Source organism: Bifidobacterium sp. UTBIF-68, from assembly GCF_006408855.1.
Classification (GTDB): Bacteria; Actinomycetota; Actinomycetes; order Actinomycetales; family Bifidobacteriaceae; genus Bifidobacterium; species Bifidobacterium reuteri.
The window spans coordinates 1-25,019 of the sequence record NZ_JFAN01000034.1; the positions used below are offsets into that span (position 1 = coordinate 1).

The window sequence follows — 25,019 nt, forward strand, 5'->3', positions numbered from 1 at the left end:
TTGCGGACCGCCGGTTTAAGAGCGTGGCCCATAGCGGCGACTATCCTAGAAAACAAAAGCCAATTCAGATCTAAGGGCGTGACCCGCAAGACTGGGCCATCATTCTAAGAGCGTGACCCGAGAAGAATTATCAACTGGCACATTATGCGACGGTTGATAATCCTCTACAGTTTAAGGGCGTGGCCCGGCCTTGCGGGCCACCGGTTTAAGGGCGTGACCCGGAAGGGAGTCGGACATGAGCCGAGGCATCGGAAAGACCCAACGCATGCTGCTCGACAGGGCCAGGGCCGCGCCCCGCGGCTCATGGGTGATCGTCACCGAGGCCGGGGCAGGGCTCGACGCCACCATGACCAGACTCACCCAAGCCGCACGAGGCCTCGAACGCCGCGGCCTCGTCCAACGCCGCATGCTGCCATGCATGGACGGACACCAACGAGTCGCCATCAGAATCCCCCAATAAGTGCCTCCGGACGCCCGTCATTCGTCGCCTGTCGTTCGTCATGACGCGATATCGGCCGGAAACTGGCCCCGCGTAATCATTAGCGTTGGAATTCCGCCGTTTCGGCGGTGCCTGAAAGGCATGGGTGCAAGAAGTGCATATCGTTTCTGTTTTGTTCATAGTTCTGGCTTGCTATGGGTTTTTGTATAGGGGGGCTGGCTGTTGATGGCTGGCTGGTGGTGCTGTGGTTTGGTGACTGTTCTGGTGGATGCTGTGTGGTGTATTTGCCTATGCATTTGGCTTTTAGCTCTGGCGCATGCATTCTTGTTTCCGGCTAATGGGCCGGAACCTGGTCGGGCCGCAGGAACATGGCCGCAGCCCCTCATCGACCGCATCCGGACGACTCATCAGATTCGAGGGCCACTCCTACAGCAGTGAACACGCCCTCATGACCAAACTCCATGAGAACATGGTGAGAACATTTTAAGGGGAAAAGTGTGATTGCAGAGCTTTGCATTTGTTATAAAAGGCTTGAAAAATAAGAGTTTTGTTCTTGAGAGATTGACGCAAGACGGGTTCGATTCCCGTCATCCGCTCCACTGGTAAAGGTCGGAAACCCAAGGATTTCAAGGGTTTCCGACCTTTTTTCGTTCCTTCTTCGATGCTCCCGTTCACGGCCATGTCGAGCGTATCGAGCGCATCGAGGGCCTCGGACAGGTCGTGGCCATCGGTGACGAGGCCGGGCATGCCCGGGCGGAGTGCCGTGTATCCACCGAGGCTCCGGACGGGTAGGCGAGTTTCCGATTCTTCAATCGTTGATTCCGGCTTGCTTCCGGATCGATTTGACGGTGACGTCGTCCTCGTCTATTCCGGTCTCAAGGATGCCCCTCAACGATTCCGATGCCCGGATTTTCAAAGGACGTTTCCCGGACTGGGTGACGAGGCCCGCACTCATGAGCTCACCCACATACTTTCTCGCGCTTTGCTTGGATAGGCCGATATGATATGCGGCATCGTCCAGCGTCATGGATTTGGATGAGTCGAACATCTCCTCTTGGATTACGCCGTACAGTATCGATGCCGCTTTTGCGGACAGGCCATGTTTTCGTTCAAGCTGCTCGCACATTCTTCCGCCTTTGTTGAGCTGGTCGACTCTGACCTCGAGTTCGTCGATCAGCTCGTCTTGGGATCGTCGGATGAACCCGAGGATGGTGTTCACGAAGAACGTGAGCTCGCCGCAGTTCAGTCTGTCCTCCGCCTCGGTGAATGCCTTGTAGTAGGCGTTCTTGTTCTCCGCGATGGTTCGGGACAGTGACAGCACGGTGGGCATGGTCAGGTCGTGGTTCAGGTACAGGGCTAGGAGGTACCGGCCGGTTCTGCCGTTACCGTCGTAGAACGGGTGGACGTATTCGAACAGGAAGTGCGACATGATGACAGCCGGTAGTCGGGGGATTTCGTCGGAGGTCGCAAGATGGATCATGTTGGTGAGGAGTGCGCCGATGTTGCCTTCGCCTTTGACTCCGTTGTGGATTGCAAGGCCGTGCGGTCCCTGTATCTCCACGTCGCCTTTTCGGAACAATTCGCCGTCCGGCTTGTCGTTCTCATCGATTTCGTCCAGCACGACCTTGTCGTAGATGTCGCGGATGTCCGCGATTCCCGACGGCAGCGCGGTGTCCTTGTCGGTGAGGTTCAGGTACAGCTTGGCGAATTCGCTGAACCGGGCCTTGGAGCCGTCTCCGTCCTTCCTCGCCCTGTCGGCAGCATCCACGGCGTCTAGGATTTCCTTGCGGGTGCTGCGCACGCCTTCCATCTCGTTGGTGGCGAACAGCTCCTCGCTGATGGAGTGCCGTATGTAGTCCCAGTGCATGATGCCGGGAATCTGGTTCCAGAGCCGGGACACCCGCCGTTCGGCGAGGAGTATCCTCTCCGTGAGCATGGATGTCTCGCGTGGCGTGCAGGTGAACAGTTCGCCCAGAGGGGTGATGATTCCGGTTCTGAATGTGGAGTCCGCCTCGAGCCGTTGCCTGGCGAGCTTTGCATGGTTGTTGAAGGCATCGTTCGACTTGTCGGCGTGGAACGACCGCGCCAGGCTCCTATATTTCATATCCATTGCTCAAGCAGTCTTTCCTGATTCCATCATAAATTATAGAAACTATAAGAAAGGGAAAGAAATAAGTCAAGCAAAAGCCGATGAGGATATAAATAATACAATTACAGTGCAATTGGATACGGAAGACGTGAAACAGCGGTAGGCGGCGGCCGCGAACGCGACCATGATGTTTTACGGGGTGGAGTCGAGGCAATCGAATTCCTTGTATTCCAACGATTCCTGTTATTCCGGGGTACGCAATCCCCCTATAGGGGTGTACGCATCCGCTTTCTTCTCTGAATACCTTGACGACTTGTAGGCGCATAGCTGGGCTTCCGGCGTGCGCGGTCGTGAGAGACAGGCAAGGCATATGAAGAGAATCGGACAATGGCTCGCAACGGTTGCGGGCATGATTGGTACAAGCGGCAAGCGGTTGGCGGCCGTCGTTGCCGCTGTGGCGATGCTCGTCGGTGTCGCCGGTGTGAGCGCAACCGCCATGGCCGACAATCGTTCAGACCTGTATGACAATGGAGCTTCACAGGCGAATCCCCAGGACGCTCGGGTCGAATCCCTTCAGGCGCAACGGAAGGAAGCCCTTGCCGAGGCGACTAATCTCAAGGCTGAGGCCATGCCTGCCGCTGCAGGGGATGCCGATCTGGGTGCCCCGACCCATCGTAAATACATCAAATACAACAATGACGGCACCTACTGGCTGAGTCTCGACGTGACGGGAGCCTCCCGCGCCAGTACCGAAGAGAAGCGTCAGCCCGCCGACGTGGTGCTGGTGATGGACACTTCCGCCAGCATGTCATCCTGCACGAGACCGGAATACAGCAATGGCACATGGACCTGTGCCGAGTATGCGAGCCCGTCGCGTTGGGATATCGCCAAAAAGGCGGCTTCCGATCTTGCCGAGAAGCTGCTTACCGACCAGAACGCGGCCCTGCCAGAGGATCAGCAAGTGCAGATGTCCGTGGTTGATTTTGACACCACATCCAGAATCGAAAACCTCGGCAGCGGTCAGTGGAGTACTTCGGCCCAGGCGGTCATCAACTCGTACGACGGCATGGACGTAAGCTATGAGAACGGTGGCGGCACCAACTGGGAAGCCGCCCTTGCGGATGCGAATACACTCAACACCAACCGTGCCGGCGCGCAGAAGTACATCGTATTCGTCTCCGATGGTGCCCCATCATTCCGCAACAGCGAGATGAATACGGATTGCGGCACCTTGAAGGACCCGTCGGATTCGTATACTTACGGCGACTGCGACTACCGCGACACCGAGGGCGTCTACGGCACTGGCCAATCAAATCTCGACTACAACAATTACAACTTCGATGCCGCGGTGCAGGCTGCGAACAAGCGCAACAGTGCCACGCTCTATGCAGTGAGCACCGGTGACGAGGCGAACGACAAGATGACGAAGTTCGCCGAAACGATTGATCCGCACGGTACGTTCTTCGATGGCACCGATGCCACTGGCCTGACCAATGCGTTCGACGCGATCGTGCAGCAGATCACCACTAATTCGTCCTATCAGGACGTGCTCATCAAGGACACCTTGTCCGGATACGCGGTGAACACCGATGCGAACGGCGGTACTGGTTCGTTGGTAGGAACATCCGCCCATAAGGCCGACGGCAGTGATGTGACGCAGACGGATGCCGCCGCCAAGGCCATGACCGCTGATTACGATCCGCAGACCAAACAGCTGGAGCTGAACTTCCCCAAGGGTACGGTGCTCAGCCCGGACGTCACCTATACGGTGTCGATCATGCTCAAGCCGTCCGATGCGGCGTACGAGTATTTCATCGACCATTCCGGCGCATACCCAAGCGTCGGCGATCAGGGTACGGATGCCGAGGGCAATGCCACGAGCTCCGGCAAGCCCGGATTCTATGCGAATGCGGATGTGGCGGACGGGTCGACTTCCGCCAAGGTGTATTACAAGACGGTCACGCAGGTCGAAGGTCAGGATCCTGTGGTCAGCGAGCAGAAGAGCTCCGATTATGACCGGCCGGTCGTTCAGGTCAATGTGCCGAGCCTGACCCTCACCAAGGCCGTGGACAATACGAACGCCGGCGACTATGGTGCCAAGCCGTCCGATTGGGCACTATCCGCCACTAAGAACAACGGGGCCTATGGCATCCAATCGCAGGTGCCTGCAGGCCAGACCACTGCAGAAGGCACAGTGACGAGGCAATCCGTTGCCACAACGAAGCTCGCCCCCGGAACCTACACCCTGAGCGAAAAGGCCAACCCGCAATCCACGTACCGGTACTTCGGCGGATATTCCGCCGGCGACTGGTCGTGCACGGACGATCGGGGAGCAGCGGTCACCGTCACCAAACGCCAGGATGGCTCGCAGACCATGAATCTCCTCCAGGGTGCGAACATTACCTGCACCGTGACCAACACCGCCAAGCCGGGCGCCGTCCAGTGGCAGAAGGTCGATGAGCATGACCAGTCCAAGACCCTGCCCGGCTCCGAATGGACGTTCGCCTCCAAGGACGCCACAGCCGCGGGGTTCGCGAGCAAGAACGTCGTGGACGATGGGGCCAACGATGACGCTGCCAGCAATCCCGGCACTGTGAAGGTTGCCAACCTCAAGTGGGGCGAATACACGCTGCAGGAGACCAAGGCGCCGGGCGGCTATGCCAAGTCCGACAAGACCTATGAGGTCGCCGTCCTGCCTCCGGCCAGATTGTCCGGCGATGCCACCGAGTCAGAGTTCACGGTGAACGCCGGCGACAACGGCAAGATCACCAACACTCGGCTGGCAGTTTCCCAGTTGCCGCTCACCGGCGGCACTACTGGGCGGCAGTGGCTGATTGCCGGTGTCGGTGGCTTGGGCTTCGCGATGCTACTCGCTGCGGCCGGTCACACCATCTGGCGCAAGCGGCGATTGATTTAGCTCCGGGTAAGGGCGGGTTCGCCGGGCGATGGCGAATCTGCCGGACGCCGATCGGGAGGAATACCAGCATTATTCATGCCCGGCCGGCGGACAACAGAAGATTTGCGGATCGCGAGGGCCCGTGTTGCGGGACCGTAGCCTCCGCGATTGCAGAAAACACATCAATAAACAAACAGGAAAGAAGGGTTCTCTCATGGAGATGAGGAAACTATTCGCAGGCGCGGCCGCTCTGGCCACCCTGCTGGGTGGCCTGGCGTTCGGCGCCACCACCGCCAATGCGGCCGATTCCACGGATGTGGCCGTATCCGCCACTGATCTTGCCGCGAAGCAGGACATCACCATCAAGGGTGACGTGGAAGGCCACACGTTCACGGCCGTGCAGCTCGGCTGGTTCAGCTCCGCCACCAAGAACGCGGCGGGCGACGCGCTCACCGGCGTGACCGTCGAGACCTCCGATTACGAGGATTTCAACAACTGGCAACATCCGGATGAGAACAAGTTCGAGGAGCTGCTGTCCGAGAATCTTCCGCAGGGCTGGGACACCACCGATACCGGCAAGTACTACGTCGGCAATCCGGCCGGGTACATCACCACGCTGTCCAACGATCAGGAGAATACACTGTGGGCGGGCCAGCTGCGTGACTTCGTCACCGCCCTCGCCAAGAGCGATGACTTCCAGAATGGCATCAAGACTGATGGCGGCATCCCCACGGCCGGCACGTACACCGCAGCCGAGGATGGCCAGTCCGGCGTGATCTCCGGCCTGCAGCCCGGCCTGTACCTCGTCATCGACTCCACCTCCACCGATCCCGCCACGGTCTCCATCCCGATGCTGGTGGCCACCAAGGTGAACGGCCTGTCCATCAAGGGCCAGACCCAGGGCGAGGTCAACCTGAAGAACCAGACCCCGACCTTCACCAAGGGCGTGAGCCTGACCGCTGACGGCACCCCGGCCGACCATGTGGCCGCATCCTTCGGCGACACCGTGTACTACACGCTGACCACCGAGGTCCCGGTCACCACCGGCTACGACGACTTCGTCTTCACCGTCAAGGACACCCTGCCCGCCGGCATCGTGTACAAGGCCGACTCCGCCAAGGTCTCCGTCGATGGGGCCGAGGCCGTGGCTCCGGCATTGACCCAGGACGGTCAGGCGCTCACCTTCGACCTGTCCGGGCAGATCAAGGACCAGACCAAGGCCGGCAAGAAGATCGTGGTCACCTACGCCGCGGAACTGACCTCCGACGCCAAGGTGTACACGGATTCCATCCAGAACAAGAACGCCGCCACCCTGACCTACTCCAAGACGCCGAGCTCCGTGGCCGGCGAGGCCCAGACCGGCACGCTGGACGCCTCCGCATACGTGTTCACCGGCAAGTTCTCCATCACCAAGAAGGACAAGGCCGACAACCCGCTGACCGGCGCCGAATTCCAGGTCTTCAAGGGCGGCTGGTCCGACGACGCCGCCGCCACCGACCCGGAGACCACCCCGCTAAAGTTCGTCAAGGTCAAGGACGGCGTGTACAAGCTCGCCGACTCCGACGACACCGGCACCGTGGACACCATCCCGGCCGGCACCGCGGAACTGCAGGGCCTCGAGGGCTACTTCACCGTGAAGGAGACCAAGACCCCGTCTCCTGAGTACTCCGACGGGCTGAAGCCCACCTTCGTGGTCGGTCTGCACTCCGACTGGAACACCCCGAAGGACGCCGTCGCGCAGGCCACCTACAAGATGAACAGCGGCGATCCGTTCGACCTTGTCGACCTGCATGTCGACATCTTCACCGTGCACAACGTGAAGAACATCACCGAGCTGCCTCTCACCGGTGCCGCGGGCACTGTGCTGTTCGTGGTCGTGGCCGCCCTGCTTGCTGGCTCCGCCGTGACCGTGTACGCCAAGTCCCGCTCCACCAAGCGCGCACTCACCGCGTGAGTGGTGACAGTCATTCAACATTGATTGAGTGATTCCGCAGCCGGTCTGAGCAATCAGGCCGGCTTTTTCAATGCAAATTACGCGCGATTACATGTTGCAATGGAGGAAGAATAGTCTGAGATGCCCAATTCTATGTATCAGAGAAAAAGAATGAATGACCGAGGGAATGCGATGGGAGTAATCCCGCCAGTATATTACGGTCGTCGACATTTATTTAAATATGACCCCAAAGCTGTTATCGCATATCGAATCAGTATTGAAATCATTGCTCCTGGACTCAACGCATCTACATTGGACCGTTCTCTACGGGTTTCTGCAATACGTTTTGCTGGATTTATTGCTGAAAGACAACTGGCGAAAGTTCAGAAAACAATGCATGCGCGTTATCCTTTGCGGTCGGACCTTATAGCGGCCGGAATTAGGGACGGGTCTGTCTTTATCGATGTTGCTGGGCAGATTATTCAGTATGGTTTCGATGTCATAGGGATTTTGGCTGCTGTTGATGGCACTCGCAGCTTTGTAGCTCATTGTGTTAGCGATATTGAAAGTATTGCGAATCGGATGAATAAAACCGGCAGCAGGCCGAAGCATGAACGTTCTTCAAACGATAGTCAGGTGGAAAGTGACTTACGCGATTTGAAGAGTAGCGGCCAAGTCAATGTTGATATTACTGCTCAGCCGGTTCGAAGAAGTGGGCCTAAGCATAATGCGCATCAGCGAATCCGGCTGTGAAGAGTGGGGCCAGGATAGTTCTGGATTGTGCCACGGAAATGCAAAAGCGCGGATTATGCGCTCGCGTGGCATACAACCGTGCCACGCGAGCGCATAATGGCTTGATTGGCGTCTGTGTGGCATGTTTTTGGGCGGAAAATGAGTGTAGCGCGCGGTGCAACGTGTCACGAGACTGCATTTTGCCTGTTATTGCACTGCCGTGGCACGCGATTCACGCGCGATTCTCCGAAAATGCGCAGTGCAGCGTTGCACTGCCTCATGCTGCCTCACGCTGCACTGAGCCGCGTCGCGCGACTGCGACTCACCCTGGCCTCGCACAATGCAATGGGGACAGAACAGCCCCCAATAGGGGGTATAAGTGTCCGAACTGCAAGCGATATCGTCCTAAATAATGGCGTGCCTCTCAATCGAGGGGTACAGAATCCAAGACAATTCGCAGTTCCTCAGCGGAATCGAGGGAGAGATGACCAGTGGCGGAGGGATGTTCAGCCCGGAGGAGATCAGATACCTCAAATCATTGCCGGCGGTGGCGGAAGTCACCGCGAAGCGCATCACCTATACCGATGAATTCAAGCGGTACTGCATCAGGCGTTACAACGAGGGCGCGTCGCCGGTGCGATTGTTTCGGGATGCCGGCCTGGATCCGGCACTGATTGGATACAAGCGGATCGAACGATGCATCGCCCGCTGGCGTGCCGCGCAAAGCAGGAATATGCGCGCCGACTTGGCCGTTTTGGCGAAAACGCCCGCGGGGGGGGGTATCCAAAGCTGCATCGCCGCACGAGATACAGGAGTCTGCGGAGCTGCCAGAATCGCCGTCGCCGGTCGACACTGCGGACGAATCCGGCTTCCATATCGCCCCCGAACGGCGCGCCATCGTCGTGCCGTCGTCCGGGCAGGCGGAGCACGATACCGACTTGCGCGACCTGCTCATCGCGCAGCAGGTGCGTCTCGTCGATTCGCTGGAGCGGAAGGTCGATATGCTCGAGGCCATGCTGCACGCGCAGCGGAGAGACGGCCAATCCGATGACGAATCTGACGACGAGAGGCACGGTGGCGCAGCCCGAACCCGGGGAACCACCTGACTTCCTGACGTGCACTAATATAGGCATCGCGGTCACATATGGGCGCGCAGCAGGCAATCAGGCAGTCAATCGGCGAGGCGGTGCATGACCAGAGAACCCAACGAGGCGACGGAAATCGTAGGCGACAAAATCGAAACCGTTGAGGTATCCAAGCATCCTGAGGCGTCGATTCCCGTCACGGAACTTTCGTTGGCGGACATCGAGCGCCGGCGCTCGCATCCGGTGCGTGGAGTGCTGGTCATTCTGGCCGTGCTCGTGGCCATCGTCGCGCCGTACTGGTTCGGTCGCACGTTGGCGGTCAATAATACGGACGCCGTGGTCGCCGCGCTGGGCGGGGTCGAGCCGCGCGGCATCGCGCTGATCGGTTGGGCGGTGGTGGTCGTCGCCTATGTGGGGCTGGCGATGGCCGTGGTCGTTTCGCCGTCCTGGCCTTGGCTGATCGTGTTCGTGCTGGGCCTTGCCGCCGAGCAGTTCATCGCCGGGCTGAGTATGCTGAACCTGAACTTCTGGTACTCCACGTATGTGGTGTACGGCGATCAGGCCGGGGTTGCGAATGCCGCCAATCTGGGGATCCTGGCCGCCGCCATCGGCATCGCGGTGTACGCGGTGGTTTTTGTGGGACTACTGGTGCTGATCAAGAAAACGTCGCCCCTGAACTTCCTGACCAGAAGCTGGGCCAGCTTCATCCTGTACTTCGCCATTGAAGCGTTGGCTTTGCTTATCGTACTGTTCGGCGGACTGCTGACTGCGGTGTGAGCGGCGGATGCGCGCGTGCCGCGTTGCCCCGCACGCTCAGCTACGTCCTTACCCTGACCTATAGTTTCCATTTGGCGTAATTTCGCCCGCGGATAGAGAGCGTTTCGAGCGAGCCCGCACGGAACACCGCGCAACGGAACAATTAAGGAGGATGCCGTGGCACTGACGGCTGAAGAGAAGACCCAGATTATCAACGAGTACGCAACGCACGAAGGTGACACCGGTTCCCCTGAGGTTCAGGTTGCCCTCCTGTCCAAGCGTATTTCCGACCTGACCGAGCACCTGAAGCAGCACAAGCATGATCACCACTCCCGTCGTGGTATGCAGCTGATGATCGGTGACCGTCGTCGTCTGCTTGACTACCTCAAGGGCGTTGACATCAACCGTTACCGTTCCCTCATCGAGCGTCTGGGTCTGCGTCGATAATTGAAGACTTCCGCCCGAGTGCCTAAAATGGTGCTCGGGCGTTTTGCATATCGCCAACCAACGGCAACAACAACAAGAGGGTTAGAGGATAGGCCGTAACGTAAGCGGCAGAACAGAGAACCTGAATGAGATGGGTTGACACGAGGAACGGTGGCCAAGGGGCCAGCCGAAGCAAGGTATGTGACGTCCGCTGAAGAGGACATGCGGCATGTATCCGACGCGCTTGCAGTACACCATGTTTGCAGTACCGGCGCGTGCGATGCGGCTGTGAAGTATGTAGGAATAATCAGATAAATACAAAGGAGGAACCCTATGGAGGGTCCCGAAATCAAGGCCGTCGAGGCCGTAATCGATAACGGGTCGTTTGGCAAGCGCACATTGCGCTTCGAGACCGGTCGTCTGGCCCAGCAGGCCGATGGCGCCGTGGCCGCCTACCTGGACGACGATTCCATGATCCTGTCCACCACCACCGCAGGTTCCAGCCCGAAGGAGAACTACGACTTCTTCCCGCTGACCGTCGATGTGGAAGAGAAGATGTATGCCGCCGGCAAGATCCCGGGCTCGTTCTTCCGCCGTGAAGGCCGTCCGAGCTCCGAGGCCATCCTCGCCTGCCGTATCATCGACCGTCCGCTGCGTCCGCTGTTCCCGCACACCCTGCGCAATGAGGTGCAGGTCGTCGAGACCGTGCTCGCCGTGAACCCGGATGACGCCTACGACGTCATCGCGCTGAACGCAGCATCCGCCTCCACCATGATCTCCGGCCTGCCGTTCTCCGGCCCGGTGTCCGGCGTGCGTCTGGCCCTGATCGATGGCCAGTGGGTCGCCTTCCCGCGCTGGAGCGAACGTGAACGCGCCGTGTTCGAGCTCGTGGTCGCCGGCCGCGTGATCGAAAACGGTGATGTCGCCATCGCCATGATCGAGGCCGGCGCCGGCAAGAACGCCTGGCACCTCATCTATGACGAGGGCCAGACCAAGCCGGACGAGACCGTGGTCGCCCAGGGTCTTGAGGCCGCCAAGCCGTTCATCAAGGTCATCTGCGATGCCCAGAACGAGCTCAAGGAGAAGGCCGCCAAGGAGACCAAGGAATTCGAGCTCTTCCCGGAGTACACCGACGAGCTTTACACCCGAATCGACGAGATCGCCCACAAGGATTTGGACGAGGCGCTCTCCATCGCCGAGAAGCTGCCGCGTCAGGAGCGCATCCACGAAATCAAGGAGCACGTGCGCGAGGTTCTCGCCAACGAGTTCCCCGAGCTCGACGACGCCGAGAAGGACAAGGAACTCGGCAACGCATTCAAGGAGCTGCAGCGCCAGATCGTGCGCCGCCGCATCCTGACCCAGGACTACCGCATCGACGGCCGTGGCCTGCGTGACATCCGCACCCTGTCCGCTGAGGTGGACATCGTGCCCCGCGTGCATGGTTCCGCCCTGTTCCAGCGCGGCGAGACCCAGATCCTGGGCGTCACCACCCTGAACATGCTCAAGATGGAGCAGCAGATCGACGCGCTGAGCGGCCCGCAGTCCAAGCGCTACATGCACAACTACGAGATGCCGCCGTACTCCACCGGCGAGACCGGCCGCGTCGGCTCCCCGAAGCGCCGCGAAATTGGACACGGCGCCCTTGCTGAGAAGGCTCTGGTGCCGGTGCTGCCGAGCCGTGAGGAGTTCCCCTACGCTATTCGCCAGGTCTCCGAGGCCATCGGTTCCAACGGTTCCACCTCCATGGGTTCCGTGTGCGCATCCACGCTGTCCCTGCTTGCCGCTGGCGTGCCGCTGAAGGCACCGGTCGCCGGTATCGCCATGGGCCTCGTGTCCGGCGATGTCGATGGCCAGCACATCTACAAGACCCTCACCGACATCCTGGGTGCCGAGGACGCCTTTGGCGACATGGACTTCAAGGTGGCCGGTACTTCCGAGTTCATCACCGCCCTGCAGCTCGACACCAAGCTCGACGGCATTCCCGCCGACATCCTGGCCGCTGCCCTGCAGCAGGCCAAGGAAGCCCGCACCACCATCCTCGAGGTCATCAACGAGTGCATCGACGGCCCGGCCGAGATGAGCGAGTTCGCCCCGCGCATCATCACCACCACCGTTCCGGTCGAGAAGATCGGCGAGGTCATCGGCCCGAAGGGCAAGATGATCAACCAGATCCAGGAAGACACCGGCGCCGAGATCGCCATCGAGGATGACGGTACCGTTTTCATCTCCTCCGAGGGTGGCGAGGCCGCCGAGAAGGCCAAGCAGCTCATCGACCAGATCGCCAACCCGCATGTGCCGGAAGCCGGCGAGACCTACAACGGCAAGGTCGTCAAGACCACGAGCTTCGGCGCATTCGTGAACCTCACCCCGGGCACTGACGGTCTGCTGCACATCTCTCAGATCCGCAACCTCGCCAACGGCGAGCGTATCGACTCCGTCGAGGATGTGCTCAAGGAAGGCGACACCGTCGAGGTCGTCGTGCAGGGTGTGGACGATCGTGGCAAGATCTCCCTGGCCATCCCGGGCTTCGAGGATCAGGAATCCGGTGCTGGCGCTCGCGGCGGCCGTGGTGGCGATCGCGACGATCGTCGTGGCGGTGCCCGCGGTGGCCGTGATGATCGTCGTGGTGGTGCTCGCGGCGGCTCCCGTGGCGGCCGCGATGACCGCGGTTTCGACCGTGACGAGCATGCTGATCGCGACTTCGATCGTGACGATCGTGACGATCGCGATGTCCGTGATGTCCGTGATGATGATCGTCCGCGTCGCCGTCGTCCGGTTGAGCAGGATGACCGCGATTTCGATGACGAGTACGATGATCGTCCGCGTCGCCGTCGTTCCGCCGACCGTGATTTCGACCGCGACGATGATCGTGATGATGCCCGTCGTGGCGGCCGTCGTGGCGGCCGTGGCGCTGACCGTGATTTCGATCGCGATGATCGTGATGATGATCGTCCGCGTCGCCGTCGTTCCGCCGACCGTGGCTTCGATCGCGACGACCGTCGTTCCTCCGGCCGTGGCCGCGGTCGTGGTTCCGACCGCAACCCGCGTTACGCCACCGACGACAACTACGACGACTACCGCGCCGACCGCGAAGAGCGCTCCGAGCGCCCGCGCCGCCGCGTCCGTCGCGATTTTGATCCGTTCGAGGACTGACGTCCTCTCCGGATCCGTCGCGGCATAGCCGCTCCCCTCACCTACGGGGAACCCACTGGGTTCCCCGCTTGGCGGTTCGGTGTTCGAGGACTGACGTCCTCTCCGGATCCGTCGCAGGCGCGTGTAGCACGCGTGCTCGCTGGTGTCTTGCATCGGGAGGTCATTGTGACTGTATCTTCGGCTCCCCTTGTCAGGGGAGCTGACCTGCGGAGCAGGTCTGAGGGGTAGTTCGCCAACGACTTTCCACGCAGCCCACCAGCCCATCAGGCGGTCCGTTTCATGTCGTATGCCTTTGCACTGTGCCTATATCGCAGTGCAAAGGCATTTTTTTCGTGCCACCGGAGTGCAGATTATGCGATATTGCGCTGGCGTGGCACGGGCTTATGTCGGAATCACTCTTTTTACCCCATAAATTGCGCCACGCGAGTGCAGCGCAAGGGGGTTGTGCGCTGTCGTGGCACTGGGCCCTGCCACGACAGCGCACAAGGCATGATATTGTGCTCGCGTGGCAGCTCGCGCTGCAGGGCATACAACACAACAACAAGTTATCCACCGTTTTTTCTCTTGCGATGTGGATAACTGAAGCTAGTGCCACATACCTTGGTAGAGCTTTCCCTTCGCGCCCCCAGCGGTTACGGTGGAACAATGGATGCGTATATCAATGACGATTTTCTTCCCGTGCCACCTCCAGGGGTGTTCGATGGCGAGTGCGAGCCGATGCCCGCTGCTTCAATGCATGCTTCAATGCGGGATAGTCTCAATACTCGCAGACAGGAAACGCTGCGTCGATGCGTACAGGAAGCCACGCGGCTTGACCGCAACCTACTGTTTGGCATGACCACCGCATTGATATTACATGAAGTGCCTCTTCCCGAGGACTGCGACTTGGACGGTTCCCGATTGCATACCGTGTTCAAGACAAAGGAGAAGCGGCTGCGTGCCAATAGTGCAACATTATGTCCGCATGTGTGGAAGTTCGTGCCACAGGCGCACATAGTGAAATTCAATGCGCGGGTGTATGCGCTCGATATGTTCCATGTGTGGGCCCAAATGGCAATCCATGTATCTCTGCGATCGCTGATCGTGCTCGGCGATTCCATAATCAACGTCATGAGCCGACGTCGCCAATGTGATACCAGACAGGTCTATTGCGAATTGGTGCGATTCGTGCAGTCGGTGACCGGATTCGCCGGCCGCCCTTCGTGCATCAGAGCATTGTCTCTGATTATGCCGGGTTCTTCGTCGCCGAAGGAATCCGAGCAAAGAATCGCCCTGCTTGCTCATGGCATTCCGCGGCCGAAGTTGAATTATGTTGTGCGCAATATCATGTTTGCCTCCGGTGCGGCAATGACGCTTGACCTTGCATGGCCGGAATATAAGGTCGCCGTGGAGTATGACGGCGACCAACATCGCACCGACAAAATGCAATGGCGCCGTGACCGGGAGAAGCGGGGCAAACTGGTGGGTCGCGGATGGTTGATTTTCACTGCTACTGCATCCAGTCTTGCGGACGATGATGCGCGAGCGGAATTCGCGTTTCATGTCGGCCGTGCACTGACTTTGCGTGGCGCGGACTTTGTCTTTCGACTGAAGGCTTTACCGATTGAAGCATTGGCTCCTTTGCCGCGGCACGTCGATTGGACTGCGCTGGAGTCGAAAGTTGAATAAGGAGTGCGCACTGCTGATCATGTGCACTGCCACGTAGTATTACAGCATGATCGCGCTGCATGGGTGGGCGTTCGTGCCATGCGAGTGCATATTTGAGTCTATTGCGCTGGCGTGGCACGGGCTTATGTCGGGATCGCCCTTTTTACTCCATAAATTGCGCCACGAGAGTGCAGCGCAGGGGGTTTGTGCGCTGTTGTGGCACGGGGTCTTGCCACGCCAGTGCAAAACAGTCCATATTACATTGGCGTGGCAGTGAGCTCGTTTGCCCGTCGATCACCGCTCGCGCAGCGGGGCGAGCTGGAAGACTTCGTCGGATTGGGCGGCGACCTCGGGGCTGTGCGTCACGATGATCACGCACTTGCCTTCCCGATGCGCCAGATCCTTGAAAATCGCCATGATGTCGTCCTGCGTGGCCAGATCGAGGTTGCCGGTGGGCTCGTCGGCCAGGATGATCTGCGGGTCGTAGCTCAGTGCGCGCGCAATCGCCACGCGCTGCTGCTCGCCGCCCGACAGATGCAGGATGCGTTCGTTGAGATATTCGGGCTGCAGTCGCACTTTGGCGATCAGTTCGGCGGCGATCTCCTTCTTCGGCTTGTCGAAGGCCTTGCCGGAGGCGTCCATCGACAGCATGATGTTCTCCGCCACGGTCAGGGCCGGCAGCAGATTGAAGCTCTGGAAGATCACACCGATGTCGTGGCTGCGGAAACGATAGCGATCGGATTTCGCCAGATCCTCGCCATTATGCAGCACACGTCCTTTGGTCGGGGTGGTGAGTCCCGAGAGCAGCGACAGCAGCGTGGTCTTGCCGGCGCCGGACGGTCCGGTGATCGCGATTACGCGGCCGGCGTGGAAGACGTAGTTCTTGTCGATGAGCACGCGCTTGCCGCCTTTGGTGTACGAGTAGGAGACGTGCTCCAGTTCCAGCGCGGCCGTGGTCGCGGAGTCTTGCGGCTTCTCATTGGCTGGAGTCGCGATGACGGTTGCGGTGGGGGATTCGGTAGTCATGATGATGTCCTTGAGGTGCTGGGATATGTGATTCGCCCACGGTGTAGGGATTCGCCCACGGTGTAGGGATGAAAAACGGCGGAATTCCGCCAATTCGAGTTTTCGGCTCCCTACATGGTGGGAAATTCCCTACACCGTGGGATAGGAAAGGGGCCGTATGCGGCGAGAAGGGATGCGTATGTGCGATGCGATGGCAGCGGAGCGGCGGCACGTGCACGTTGCATGCGCAGCCGCGGCACCGGCTACGAGCGGTCGGCGAGAATCTGCAGCGGTTCGTAGCGCATGACGAACACGATGCCGACCAGCGCGGAAATCAAAGTGAGTCCGAGTCCGATGAGGATCAGTTGACCCACCACCGCAAGATTCACCGTGGCGTTGATCTCGCTGACGTAATCGACTGCGCGATTCATGCCGAACGGTCCGCCGGACCGAGCATCGCGCGAATTGGCAGTACTGCCGGACGAAATGTTGCCATTGTCCGAAGTGGAATCGGAATCCGAGGAATCAGAGCCATTGCTCGCCCCGGTCGACGGCGAAGACCCCGCCGCCCCGCCAGGTCCGCCGCCCATGTCGGCCGCACGCCCGAATTGCTGCTGCTGGCTGGAGGCCTCGGACTCTTGCGCCGACACCTGCGAGGCGAGCAGCTGGTTCGACACCGGCACGGACGCCACTGCACCGCCGGCCACGCCCAGCGCGATGCCGCACATCGTGACAATGAGCAGCTCGATGACGAACTGCGCCGCCACCTTGGCTTTTTTCACGCCGATGGCGGTCAGCACGCCGACCTCATACTTGCGCTCGCGGATGTTGAACAGGTTGAGCACCACGAGCACCACCGCGCCCACCGCTAACACCACGATGAGCAGCGTCAGCGCGAACTTCGCCAGATTGTCGAGCGGCACAAGGCTGGATTCGTACTGCTCCACATCGGCGGATTGCACGGTGTATGTGTCGTCGAGTCCCGCGGCAGCGACATCGGAGGCGAAGGTCTCGTAGTCGTCGGCGCTGGAGAGCGCGTAGGTGTAATTGAGCTGGGTGGTCGTATTGTCGTTGTCGTCGTTCGCGGTGGTATCGGCATCAAGACCGAGCGATTGCAGTGTGGAGACCGACGTGTAGATGGCGTTGTCGGCGTCCTGCGAGGTGCCGCCCATCGGTCCCATCGCATTGGTGTTGCTGGAGGTGGAGTTCTCGTAGATGCCGCAGATGGTCAGCGTATAGGTCAGCGAGGTGTCGCTCGGGTTGGTGACGGTGATGGTGTCGCCCACCGAGAGATTGTTGAAGTCGGCCAGGGTCTTGGAGATGATGACCTTGCCGTTGTCCGACTCGTCGTAACCGAACACCGAGCCGGACGACATCGTGAACGAACCGTTTGCGGCGTTGGCGATGGCGGCGTCGGAGGAGAAGCCGGTCAGCGTGAAGTCTCCGGAGGTCATCATATTGCCTGGGCCGTCGCCGCGTCCGCCCATGTTCTGCCCGCCGTCAGGAGCCTGCATGCCCTGTCCGTTGCCGGCGTCCGCATCTGAGGAGCCAGTGGAATCCGAGGAATTCGCGGCGTTCGCGCTGCTGGACTCCACAGGCTGGAAGGAATCGGTGCCGGAGACCCCGGTGCTTTCGGAATAATAGGAGCTGACCGGCACGCTGGACGCCTTCTCATACTTCTGGTAATCCGCCAGAGTTAGGCTGCTGTCCTCCAGAGCGCTGCGCATCGAATCGAAGTCAGGCGCCGCGGTGTCGGAGGAGGAATCGCCTGACGAATCGGACGAACTCGCCTCACGCGCCTGCTCCATGAGTTTGCTGCGGTCCACGCTGATGGTGGCGGTCACCGACGTGTTCGCCAGCCCGGTTTCGCGCGCGTTGTCGGCGGCGCTCCGGATCGCGAGTCCGATGGTGGCCGCCGCGGCGATGATCGCCACGATCAGCACGATCAGAATATTGCGCCCCTTGTTCCGTATCACGGTTTTCCAGGCGTTGTTCAATACAAACATGTCGTGTCCTTGAGCTGATGCTGCATGTCGTACCTCAGCAATCCCGGCGGAAATCCCAAAACGCAATCGGCCGGGCATGATGGTATTCGGCAGATCATGGATCTGCGTTGCGCAGCATGTAATGGTGTGTTGTTTCGTGCGATTCCGCTCGGTCGGACGGACCTGATCCGTTCGCCGGCGCGGAACCTCTGCCCCCAACTATCGGCGGCGAGCATGATTGCCAGCTGCGCCAGGACTTACTGTTGCGCGCAAGGTCGATGATGCTGCCCTGTGACTTTGCTGGATGCTTCCTGAACTCGACTGCGCGGCTTCGTACGCATGCCGCAGCGATGCGATGCTCGCGTTTCGCCCGATGCTATGGAAGAATGAAACTGGAACACAGCAATCGCGCCGGCGGCTGCCGGTGCGGCGCACAGTGAGGAGCGTCGCAGACTGTCCTCACCGATGCCGCGATCGCGAGAAGGGCGGGGAAATCATGAATCCGGGTACTATTGTCGGCATTGTCGTCGTCATCCTGATCATCGCACTGATTGGTTGGGCGGTCAGCGCATACAACAATCTCGTCACACTGAAAAACCGCGTGAAGAACGGTTGGGCGCAGATCGACGTACAGCTGAAGCAGCGCGCGGATCTGATTCCCAACCTGGTGGAGACGGTGAAGGGATACGCGGGGCATGAGTCCGCGGTGCTCACCCAGGTGACCGCCGCCCGCGCCGGTGCCGTGGTGGCCGCCGGCGATCCGAATGCGACTGCCGCGCAGCGCGCCGATGCCGAGAACGCGCTCTCCCGTGCGCTGCTGAACCTGCAGGCCACCGCCGAGGCATACCCGCAATTGCAGGCCAACCAGAACTTCCTGGATCTGCAGGGGCAGCTCAAGGAACTTGAGAACAAGATCGCATACGCGCGCCAGTTCTACAACGATGTGGTGCTGAAGCTCAACACCGCCATCGAGACCGTGCCGACGAACATCATCGCCGGACTGTTCCATTTCGAGCAGGCGCAGTACTTCCAAACGGATGACGCTTCCCGGCAAGCGCCGCAGGTCAGGTTCTGATGCGCAAGCGGATGATTCGCGCCGCCATCGCCACTGTGCTTTTCACAGTGCTGATGGCGTTCATCTTCGGTTCGTTCGTATTGATTCCCGCGGGCACCAGCAGCCTCGCCGACCTGAGCTACCGCTCGCTCGACTATGACGTGAACGTCACCGGCGATGGCGATCTTGAGGTCACGCAGCACATCGATATGAAGCTGCGCAAGCGCGCCGACGGCGACGACAATGTCAAACCGTGGAAACAGCTGTACCAGCAGTACACTTTGCGCGCGGACAATCTCACCGACATCACGGACATCAGCGTCACCAACGTCACCACCGGAACCCGCTACGCCCAGCAGAGCGAGCCCAAGGTACCCAGCGACGTGCCGGATTCGGTATGGGACTCCGATTATGCCAATCACTGGTACATCGCCGACGTGGACGCGGGCGGCAACAATCCGCGGGCATACGTTCCGGGCGAGGACGGGCTGACGCCTGGCCAGGTGTCCGACTACAGCAAAACCGTGGAAATCGGATGGAATATCCCCGTCACCGAATCGGCGGACAGTCTGAAGTTCGATGTGCACTTCACCATGCACGATGTGGCGACCCAATGGGATGACATCGCCGCGTTCCAGTGGGAGCCGTTCGGCAAGTCGAATCAGGTGCCGATCGGCGTGGTCAGCGGCACCGTGCACTTCCCGGAAGGCATCACCAAGAACACGTCCTGGGGTTGGCTGCACACCGAACGCACGTCGGAAACCAGCCGTGCCGCGGACGGTGGCCTGACGTTCAAGGCATACAACATCAGGTCTGGCGATTATCTGGATGTGGTGGCCGCCTGGACCTCCGCTCCTACTACGAGCGGCATTGCGCGCACGTTGCCCGGCGATCATCTTGATGCGCTCAAGGCGGACGAGACAAGGCAGGAGCAGCAGTGGCGCGACAGACAGCACAATGCCGCCGTCGCAAGGCTCACGTTCTGGATCATCAGCGTCACACTCGGCATTGCCTTGGTGATTTGGGGCCTGTACGCCTCGATTATCAGCAACCGGAACGCCCAATACCACGGCCCGGTCGAATACTGGCGTGACAAGCCCGGCATCAGCCCCGCCTCGGCCGCCCGCCTCCTCGATGTGATGGAGCAGGGGCGTCGCTCCCGCAGCAACCGGCAGCTCACGGCCACGATGCTTGCGCTCGCCGTCAAGAAGGCCATTACGATCTATCCCGGTCCTGCGGAGATGTACCGTGGCATCGACATGAGCCGCGCCACGGCCCTGGGCGTAAGTCACATGATCGACCGTGGTGCGGTCAATCGTCAGCTGGTCAAAACCACCAGCACCATCGTGATCATGCCCGAGGCCATCGATCAGACGCCGAACAAGGCTCAGTTCGGTCTGAGCGACTCAGAGAACGCGCTGCTCAAGCTGCTTGTCGTGATCTCCAAGCGCGTGGGCAGTCCGGTGTTCGACTTCAATCAGATGAAGGCAGCATGCGAGGACTGGGAAGACGGGTATATCGAACTCGGCAAGTTTACCGGTGCCTGTGACATCGAATATACGATGCTCGACGTCTCCCGCGCCCGCGGCTGGCAGTGGATTCTCGCCGGCACTTTGGCGGCGGTCGATGGATTCGCCATCATGCTCGCCAACCTGATCATCGGGTATGCTGCGGTCGGCCTGATTCTTGGACTGCCGGTGTTCGCGATGGGTATCTTCTGCGTCACCTCAGGCTCGATGCAGGAGCTGACCAAGCGTGGACAGGGGTACGCCGGCCGCGTGCTGGGCCTGAAGCGGTATATGGAGGACTTCTCCGATTTCAGCGATCGTGGCGCCGCCGACCTCGCCCTGTGGGATTGGTATATGGTGTATGCCGCGGCGTTCGGCATCAGCGACCGCGTGGCCGCGGAATTCGCCAAGGCGTATCCGCAGGTCAACGACCCGCGTTGGCTTGACGACAACGCCTCCGATTCGGTGCTGTACTGGTCGTATCGTTCGCATATGTGGGATGAGCGCTATTATGGCGGCGGCTATGGTGCCGGTTCCGCTGGTTCTGCCGGCTTCGGTGCTGGTTCGTTGTTCGGCGGAAACTCGTACGCCCCCGATTTCTCCGATCTAGGCACGCAGCTGTCTTCCGGACTGGGTGACATCACCTCCACCATCCAAGCGGCCATGCCATCCTCCGATTCCGGCGGCGGGTCGAGTTTCGGCGGTTCCGGCGGCAGCTTCTCCGGCGGCGGCTTCGGCGGTTCCTCAGGCGGTTCCGGCGGCGGTTCCTTCGGCGGCCGCTGACCGTGATGCGCGGATACGGTGCTTTGCCGCGTTGCTGTGCTGCTGTGCTGCCGTATTGCAGAGGGCACATTGCGACGAAATCCAGACAAATGCCTAGTCTTGAAGACAAGAGGATAATCAATTCGATACACGAATCGCAAAGGAGCCATCATGGCACTGTTCCGTAACCTCGGTCCATTTTCCACCACCGCCATCGGCCACGGCGAGATGCCGCTGACCATCGAAAACAATCGCGGCCATGATGTCGGCATCGAAACCCTGCACGCCTCGCTCGACGCAGGCTGCCGCCACATCGACACAGCTTGGGCCTACTACACGCCCGGCGAGGAGGAGCAGACCGGTGAGAAGCTGGTCCGTGAGGCGCTGGCCACGTGGAAGGGACCGAAAAACGAGGTCACCGTGGCCACTAAGATCGGCCTGCGCCGCGTCTGGGGCGAGAACGGAGAGCCGCTGTGGCCCCGCGACGGCAAGCCGGAGCATCTCATCGAATACGGCAAGCAGTCCGCGCTGGCGCTCGGCGTCGACACCATCGATTTGCTGTATCTGCACCGTCATGATCCCGAAGTGCCGTACAACGAGTCCATCGAGGCTCTGAAGCAGCTGGTGGACGAGGGCGTGGCCCGTGTGGCCGGCGTATCCAACGCTTCGATCGAGCAGATCGACATCGCGCGTTCCATCCTCGGCGACAAGCTCGTGGCTGTGCAGAACCAGTACTCGCCGATTCATCTCGATACGCAGGACACGCTCGACTACTGCGCCAAGCTGGGACTGGCGTTCGTGTGCTGGAGCCCGCTCGGCGGCTACCGTCACCCCTACGACGAGTCCAAGTTCGACCCGTTCCGCGAGGTGGCCTCAGCCCACGGCGTGAGCTACCAGCGCGTGGTGCTGGCCTGGGAGCTCGCCAAGGGCGACCATATGTTCGTGATCCCCGGCGCCCACCGTCCGGAAACCATCCTCGACTCCCTCAAGGCCGACCAGCTCGAGCTCAGCCCGGAAGAACTCGCCAAGCTCGGCTGATTGCTTCTCGCAGCAACGTCCTGACAGGGAAGCCCTACAAGGAGATTCCATGCGCAAGAAGCTGATTCTCGACCTTGACACCGGCATCGATGACGCCATGGCCATCGCCTATGCCTTGGGAAGTGCCGACGAGGCGGACCTCATAGGCATCACCGCCACGTATGGCAATGTCGCGGTGCCGCTTGCCGCACGCAATGCGCTGGCCGTGCTCCACCTGTTCGGCCGTGACGACGTACCGGTGTACCCCGGCGTTGACCATCCCATCGCGCCTGTTAATATTGCGCACAATATCGCGGCCCCAGCTGCAGTTGCCGCTGCCGCAGATGACGCCGTGCCGCCGATCGATCAGGCATATGCCGACTGGCGCGATGGCGGTAGGGGAGGCTGGCCGCGAGATGCAGTATGGGCTCCCAGCGCCGGTTCGGTGGCGGTTCATCATCCCAATGGCATCGGTGGCGCGGTGATTCCCGATTCGCCGAGGGAACCGGAGCCGAAAGGTTCCGCGGTCGGATTCATCGTCGATGCGATGCGTAAGTACGGGCCGGATTTGATCGTTATACCCACGGGCGCGATGACCACGATGGCCACCGTGTTCCGCAATGCGCCGGATGTGCGGGATTGCGGCGCGAACGTGACGTTCATGGGCGGGTCGCTGACGTTGCCCGGCAACGTCAGCCCCGCTGCCGAAGCGAACATCTCCCAAGATCCCGAGGCTGCCGATTACCTGTTCAAGTGCGGTGCTCGCACCACGATGATTGGCCTCGACGTGACCCACCAGACTGCGCTCACTCGTGAGAAGGCTCATCAATGGGCTGATCTCGGCACTCCGGCCGGCGACTTCCTCGTCACCATGACCGACTATTACATTGATTTCTATCTCAGGAATCAGCCGGAGATTCACGGCTGCGGACTGCACGACCCGCTGGCTGTCGCCGCAGCGCTCGACCCGAGCCTGGTGACGACGTTCGGCTTCAACCTTCAGGTGGACGTGGATGGGCCGTTCCGCGGGCGTACCATCGGCGATCGGTCGCGCCTTCAGGACCCCGACAAGCACACGCAGGTCGCCCTCGGCGTGGACGTGCCGGCATTCCTCGACCGGTTCATGGCCCGCGTCACCAACGCCGCAGCTGTATGCTGACCTGCCGCATATCTGCGGCATTCCGACGTAGATATGCGGCGGATAGTGGCAGGTCAACGCAGCGCCGTGTTCCCCTCTAGTGTGTTCCCGTCTGGCTGCTCACCGTACTACCTCACCAAACGTACACTGACTCCCGCTCAGCGTACGTTTACTGAGAAAAAGGGCGACTGTGGCTATGACCGCCGGCCCAGACGCCGGCTCAGTGCACGTCCGTTGCGATTTCGGCGGCGTCACGGGCCTGCATCCTGCCGACCAGATAACGGGCGGCGAACACCAGTCCGATGGCGGCCGCGGCCAGAATCGCGGAACCGATGTAACCGGCTACATAAGAACCGGTCGAGTCATAGAAGCTGGCGCTGATCTTCGGGCCGACGAACGCACCGATGCCATAGCCGATGAAGATCAGACCATAATTGCGATTGTAGAAGCGCGAGCCGAACACGTTCTTGACAATCGGCGCGAACACCACCAGAAGGCCTCCGAACGAGAAGCCCACCAGGCAGATGCACAGGATGAAGTACGGCAGCGTGTGCGCCATCGTGAGCATCACCATCGACAGACCGTTCAGCACCAGCACCAATACCAGCGAATTCCAGCCTTTGAGTCGGTCGTAGATGAAGCCGAAGCCGATGCGTCCGCACATGTTGGCCAGCGTCATGATGCTCACGCACAAGGCGGCGGTCATGGCAGTCTGGCCGATCTGCTTCTGCGCGATGGGGGAGGTGGCGCTGACCATCATCGTGCCGGCGGCATTGGCGAAGATGAACATGAGCAGCATCACCCAGAACACCGGAGTCTTCACCATCTGCGGAATGTTGTAGTTCTTGGTATTGAGATCCTTGGCCTGCTCCTTGCTGGGCGTCCATCCTTCCGGAGTCCATCCTTCCGGGCAGGGCACGATCATCCATGCCACCGCGCCTACACCGATCAGGAAGATCACTGCCAGAATCTTGCAGGCGGATTGCGCGCCATAGGTGTCGATAAGCCACTGGGCGATCGGCGACATGATGAACGGGCCACAGGAAGCGCCGGCCTGCACCAGACCGGAAATCGAGCCGGCCTTGTCTGGGAACCACTTCAGCGCGGTGGGCAGGCAGGCCGGATAGATGGTGCCGGCGCCGGCGCCGGCAAGGATGCCGTAGAACAGGTACAGCTGCGGAATCGAGGAGGCGAAGCCGGTGAGGAACCAGCCGGCTGCGAAGAACACCAGACCGATGTAGATGGCCACGCGCGGCTGGAGCTTTTCGGCCAGTAGTCCGCCGAGGAAGCCCACTGCGCAGTACACGAACATGTAGATGGTGTAGGCCATGGAGAAGTCCGAGCTGCTCCAGTCGAACTGGGTGGTCAGGGGCAGCGCGAACAGGCTGAAGAAC

The 25,019-nt window shown here is 60.4% G+C and carries 18 protein-coding genes; 13 read left to right on the forward strand and 5 right to left on the reverse strand.

The window, feature by feature from the left end:
- Window positions 1-235: 235 nt before the first annotated feature.
- Window positions 236-460 carry a hypothetical protein gene (locus BW14_RS09670; RefSeq protein ID WP_140490445.1) on the forward strand — a complete coding sequence of 75 codons (225 nt, stop codon included), beginning with the start codon at window positions 236-238 and terminating at the stop codon, window positions 458-460.
- Window positions 461-922: 462 nt separating this feature from the next.
- Here BW14_RS09670 and BW14_RS09675 read toward each other — a convergent pair whose 3' ends face one another.
- Both BW14_RS09675 and BW14_RS09680 read right to left on the reverse strand, forming a co-directional pair.
- Entirely contained in the window at window positions 923-1,186 is a 264-nt protein-coding gene (locus BW14_RS09675) for a hypothetical protein (RefSeq protein WP_140490447.1), read from the reverse strand.
- 61 nt (window positions 1,187-1,247) lie between these two features.
- On the reverse strand, window positions 1,248-2,549 hold the full coding sequence (locus BW14_RS09680; protein ID WP_140490449.1) for a Fic family protein: 1,302 nt from the start codon (window positions 2,547-2,549) through the stop codon (window positions 1,248-1,250).
- A 388-nt stretch (window positions 2,550-2,937) separates the two neighbouring features.
- Between BW14_RS09680 and BW14_RS09685 the strand changes: the two genes are divergently transcribed.
- From BW14_RS09685 to BW14_RS09725, 8 genes are all read left to right on the forward strand, one after another.
- On the forward strand, window positions 2,938-5,445 hold the full coding sequence (locus tag BW14_RS09685) for a SpaA isopeptide-forming pilin-related protein (protein WP_181162371.1): 2,508 nt from the start codon (window positions 2,938-2,940) through the stop codon (window positions 5,443-5,445).
- Between the two features lie 199 nt (window positions 5,446-5,644).
- Window positions 5,645-7,378, forward strand: a complete 1,734-nt coding sequence (locus BW14_RS09690) for an isopeptide-forming domain-containing fimbrial protein (RefSeq protein WP_181162372.1) — start codon at window positions 5,645-5,647, stop codon at window positions 7,376-7,378.
- A 120-nt stretch (window positions 7,379-7,498) separates the two neighbouring features.
- A complete protein-coding gene (locus tag BW14_RS09695; protein ID WP_140490455.1) occupies window positions 7,499-8,110 on the forward strand; it encodes a hypothetical protein in 612 nt (203 codons plus the stop codon).
- An 881-nt stretch (window positions 8,111-8,991) separates the two neighbouring features.
- Entirely contained in the window at window positions 8,992-9,195 is a 204-nt protein-coding gene (locus tag BW14_RS12045) for a hypothetical protein (protein WP_150335414.1), read from the forward strand.
- A gap of 84 nt (window positions 9,196-9,279) precedes the next feature.
- The gene (locus BW14_RS09705) at window positions 9,280-9,951 is read left to right on the forward strand and encodes a hypothetical protein (RefSeq protein WP_044089620.1); all 672 of its coding nucleotides are present in this window, start codon (window positions 9,280-9,282) and stop codon (window positions 9,949-9,951) included.
- 156 nt (window positions 9,952-10,107) lie between these two features.
- Window positions 10,108-10,377 carry a 30S ribosomal protein S15 gene (gene rpsO / locus BW14_RS09710; protein ID WP_044089619.1) on the forward strand — a complete coding sequence of 90 codons (270 nt, stop codon included), beginning with the start codon at window positions 10,108-10,110 and terminating at the stop codon, window positions 10,375-10,377.
- Window positions 10,378-10,689: 312 nt separating this feature from the next.
- Window positions 10,690-13,509 (forward strand): polyribonucleotide nucleotidyltransferase, encoded by a 2,820-nt coding sequence (locus BW14_RS09720; protein WP_044089618.1) that lies wholly within the window; start codon window positions 10,690-10,692, stop codon window positions 13,507-13,509.
- A gap of 645 nt (window positions 13,510-14,154) precedes the next feature.
- Window positions 14,155-15,177, forward strand: coding sequence for a hypothetical protein (locus BW14_RS09725; RefSeq protein WP_223847896.1), 1,023 nt, complete (start codon window positions 14,155-14,157; stop codon window positions 15,175-15,177).
- Between the two features lie 273 nt (window positions 15,178-15,450).
- Here the strand turns inward: BW14_RS09725 and BW14_RS09730 are convergent, their stop codons facing one another.
- Complete coding sequence (locus BW14_RS09730; RefSeq protein WP_140463350.1) at window positions 15,451-16,182, reverse strand: ABC transporter ATP-binding protein; 732 nt, start codon at window positions 16,180-16,182, stop codon at window positions 15,451-15,453.
- A gap of 242 nt (window positions 16,183-16,424) precedes the next feature.
- Complete coding sequence (locus BW14_RS09735; RefSeq protein WP_044089615.1) at window positions 16,425-18,167, reverse strand: ABC transporter permease; 1,743 nt, start codon at window positions 18,165-18,167, stop codon at window positions 16,425-16,427.
- Window positions 18,168-18,642: 475 nt separating this feature from the next.
- On the opposite strand from BW14_RS09735, the gene BW14_RS09740 reads away from it, so the two are divergent.
- From BW14_RS09740 to BW14_RS09755, 4 genes are all read left to right on the forward strand, one after another.
- The gene (locus BW14_RS09740) at window positions 18,643-19,221 is read left to right on the forward strand and encodes a LemA family protein (protein ID WP_044089614.1); all 579 of its coding nucleotides are present in this window, start codon (window positions 18,643-18,645) and stop codon (window positions 19,219-19,221) included.
- A complete protein-coding gene (locus tag BW14_RS09745; protein WP_140490457.1) occupies window positions 19,221-21,491 on the forward strand; it encodes a DUF2207 domain-containing protein in 2,271 nt (756 codons plus the stop codon). Before BW14_RS09740 ends, BW14_RS09745 begins: the two co-directional genes overlap by 1 nt.
- A 150-nt stretch (window positions 21,492-21,641) precedes the next feature.
- Window positions 21,642-22,508 (forward strand): aldo/keto reductase, encoded by an 867-nt coding sequence (locus BW14_RS09750; protein WP_044089612.1) that lies wholly within the window; start codon window positions 21,642-21,644, stop codon window positions 22,506-22,508.
- A 49-nt stretch (window positions 22,509-22,557) separates the two neighbouring features.
- Window positions 22,558-23,646 (forward strand): nucleoside hydrolase, encoded by a 1,089-nt coding sequence (locus tag BW14_RS09755; RefSeq protein WP_044089610.1) that lies wholly within the window; start codon window positions 22,558-22,560, stop codon window positions 23,644-23,646.
- Window positions 23,647-23,845: 199 nt separating this feature from the next.
- On the opposite strand, the gene BW14_RS09760 is transcribed toward BW14_RS09755, so the two are convergent.
- Window positions 23,846-25,019, reverse strand: a 1,174-nt coding sequence (locus BW14_RS09760; protein ID WP_140490459.1) for an OFA family MFS transporter, incomplete at its 5' end; no start/stop codon positions are given.

Coding starts and splice junctions, on each gene's coding strand:
- BW14_RS09755 (WP_044089610.1), top strand. CDS start 22,558: ATGCGCAAGAAGCTGATTCTCGACCTTGACACCGGCATCGATGACGCC.
- BW14_RS09670 (WP_140490445.1), top strand. CDS start 236: ATGAGCCGAGGCATCGGAAAGACCCAACGCATGCTGCTCGACAGGGCC.
- BW14_RS09720 (WP_044089618.1), top strand. CDS start 10,690: ATGGAGGGTCCCGAAATCAAGGCCGTCGAGGCCGTAATCGATAACGGG.
- BW14_RS09740 (WP_044089614.1), top strand. CDS start 18,643: ATGAATCCGGGTACTATTGTCGGCATTGTCGTCGTCATCCTGATCATC.
- BW14_RS09705 (WP_044089620.1), top strand. CDS start 9,280: ATGACCAGAGAACCCAACGAGGCGACGGAAATCGTAGGCGACAAAATC.
- BW14_RS09725 (WP_223847896.1), top strand. CDS start 14,155: ATGGATGCGTATATCAATGACGATTTTCTTCCCGTGCCACCTCCAGGG.
- BW14_RS09735 (WP_044089615.1), bottom strand. CDS start 18,167: ATGTTTGTATTGAACAACGCCTGGAAAACCGTGATACGGAACAAGGGG.
- BW14_RS09695 (WP_140490455.1), top strand. CDS start 7,499: ATGCCCAATTCTATGTATCAGAGAAAAAGAATGAATGACCGAGGGAAT.
- BW14_RS09745 (WP_140490457.1), top strand. CDS start 19,221: ATGCGCAAGCGGATGATTCGCGCCGCCATCGCCACTGTGCTTTTCACA.
- BW14_RS09690 (WP_181162372.1), top strand. CDS start 5,645: ATGAGGAAACTATTCGCAGGCGCGGCCGCTCTGGCCACCCTGCTGGGT.
- BW14_RS09680 (WP_140490449.1), bottom strand. CDS start 2,549: ATGGATATGAAATATAGGAGCCTGGCGCGGTCGTTCCACGCCGACAAG.
- BW14_RS09730 (WP_140463350.1), bottom strand. CDS start 16,182: ATGACTACCGAATCCCCCACCGCAACCGTCATCGCGACTCCAGCCAAT.
- BW14_RS09750 (WP_044089612.1), top strand. CDS start 21,642: ATGGCACTGTTCCGTAACCTCGGTCCATTTTCCACCACCGCCATCGGC.
- BW14_RS09675 (WP_140490447.1), bottom strand. CDS start 1,186: ATGCCCGGCCTCGTCACCGATGGCCACGACCTGTCCGAGGCCCTCGAT.
- BW14_RS09685 (WP_181162371.1), top strand. CDS start 2,938: ATGATTGGTACAAGCGGCAAGCGGTTGGCGGCCGTCGTTGCCGCTGTG.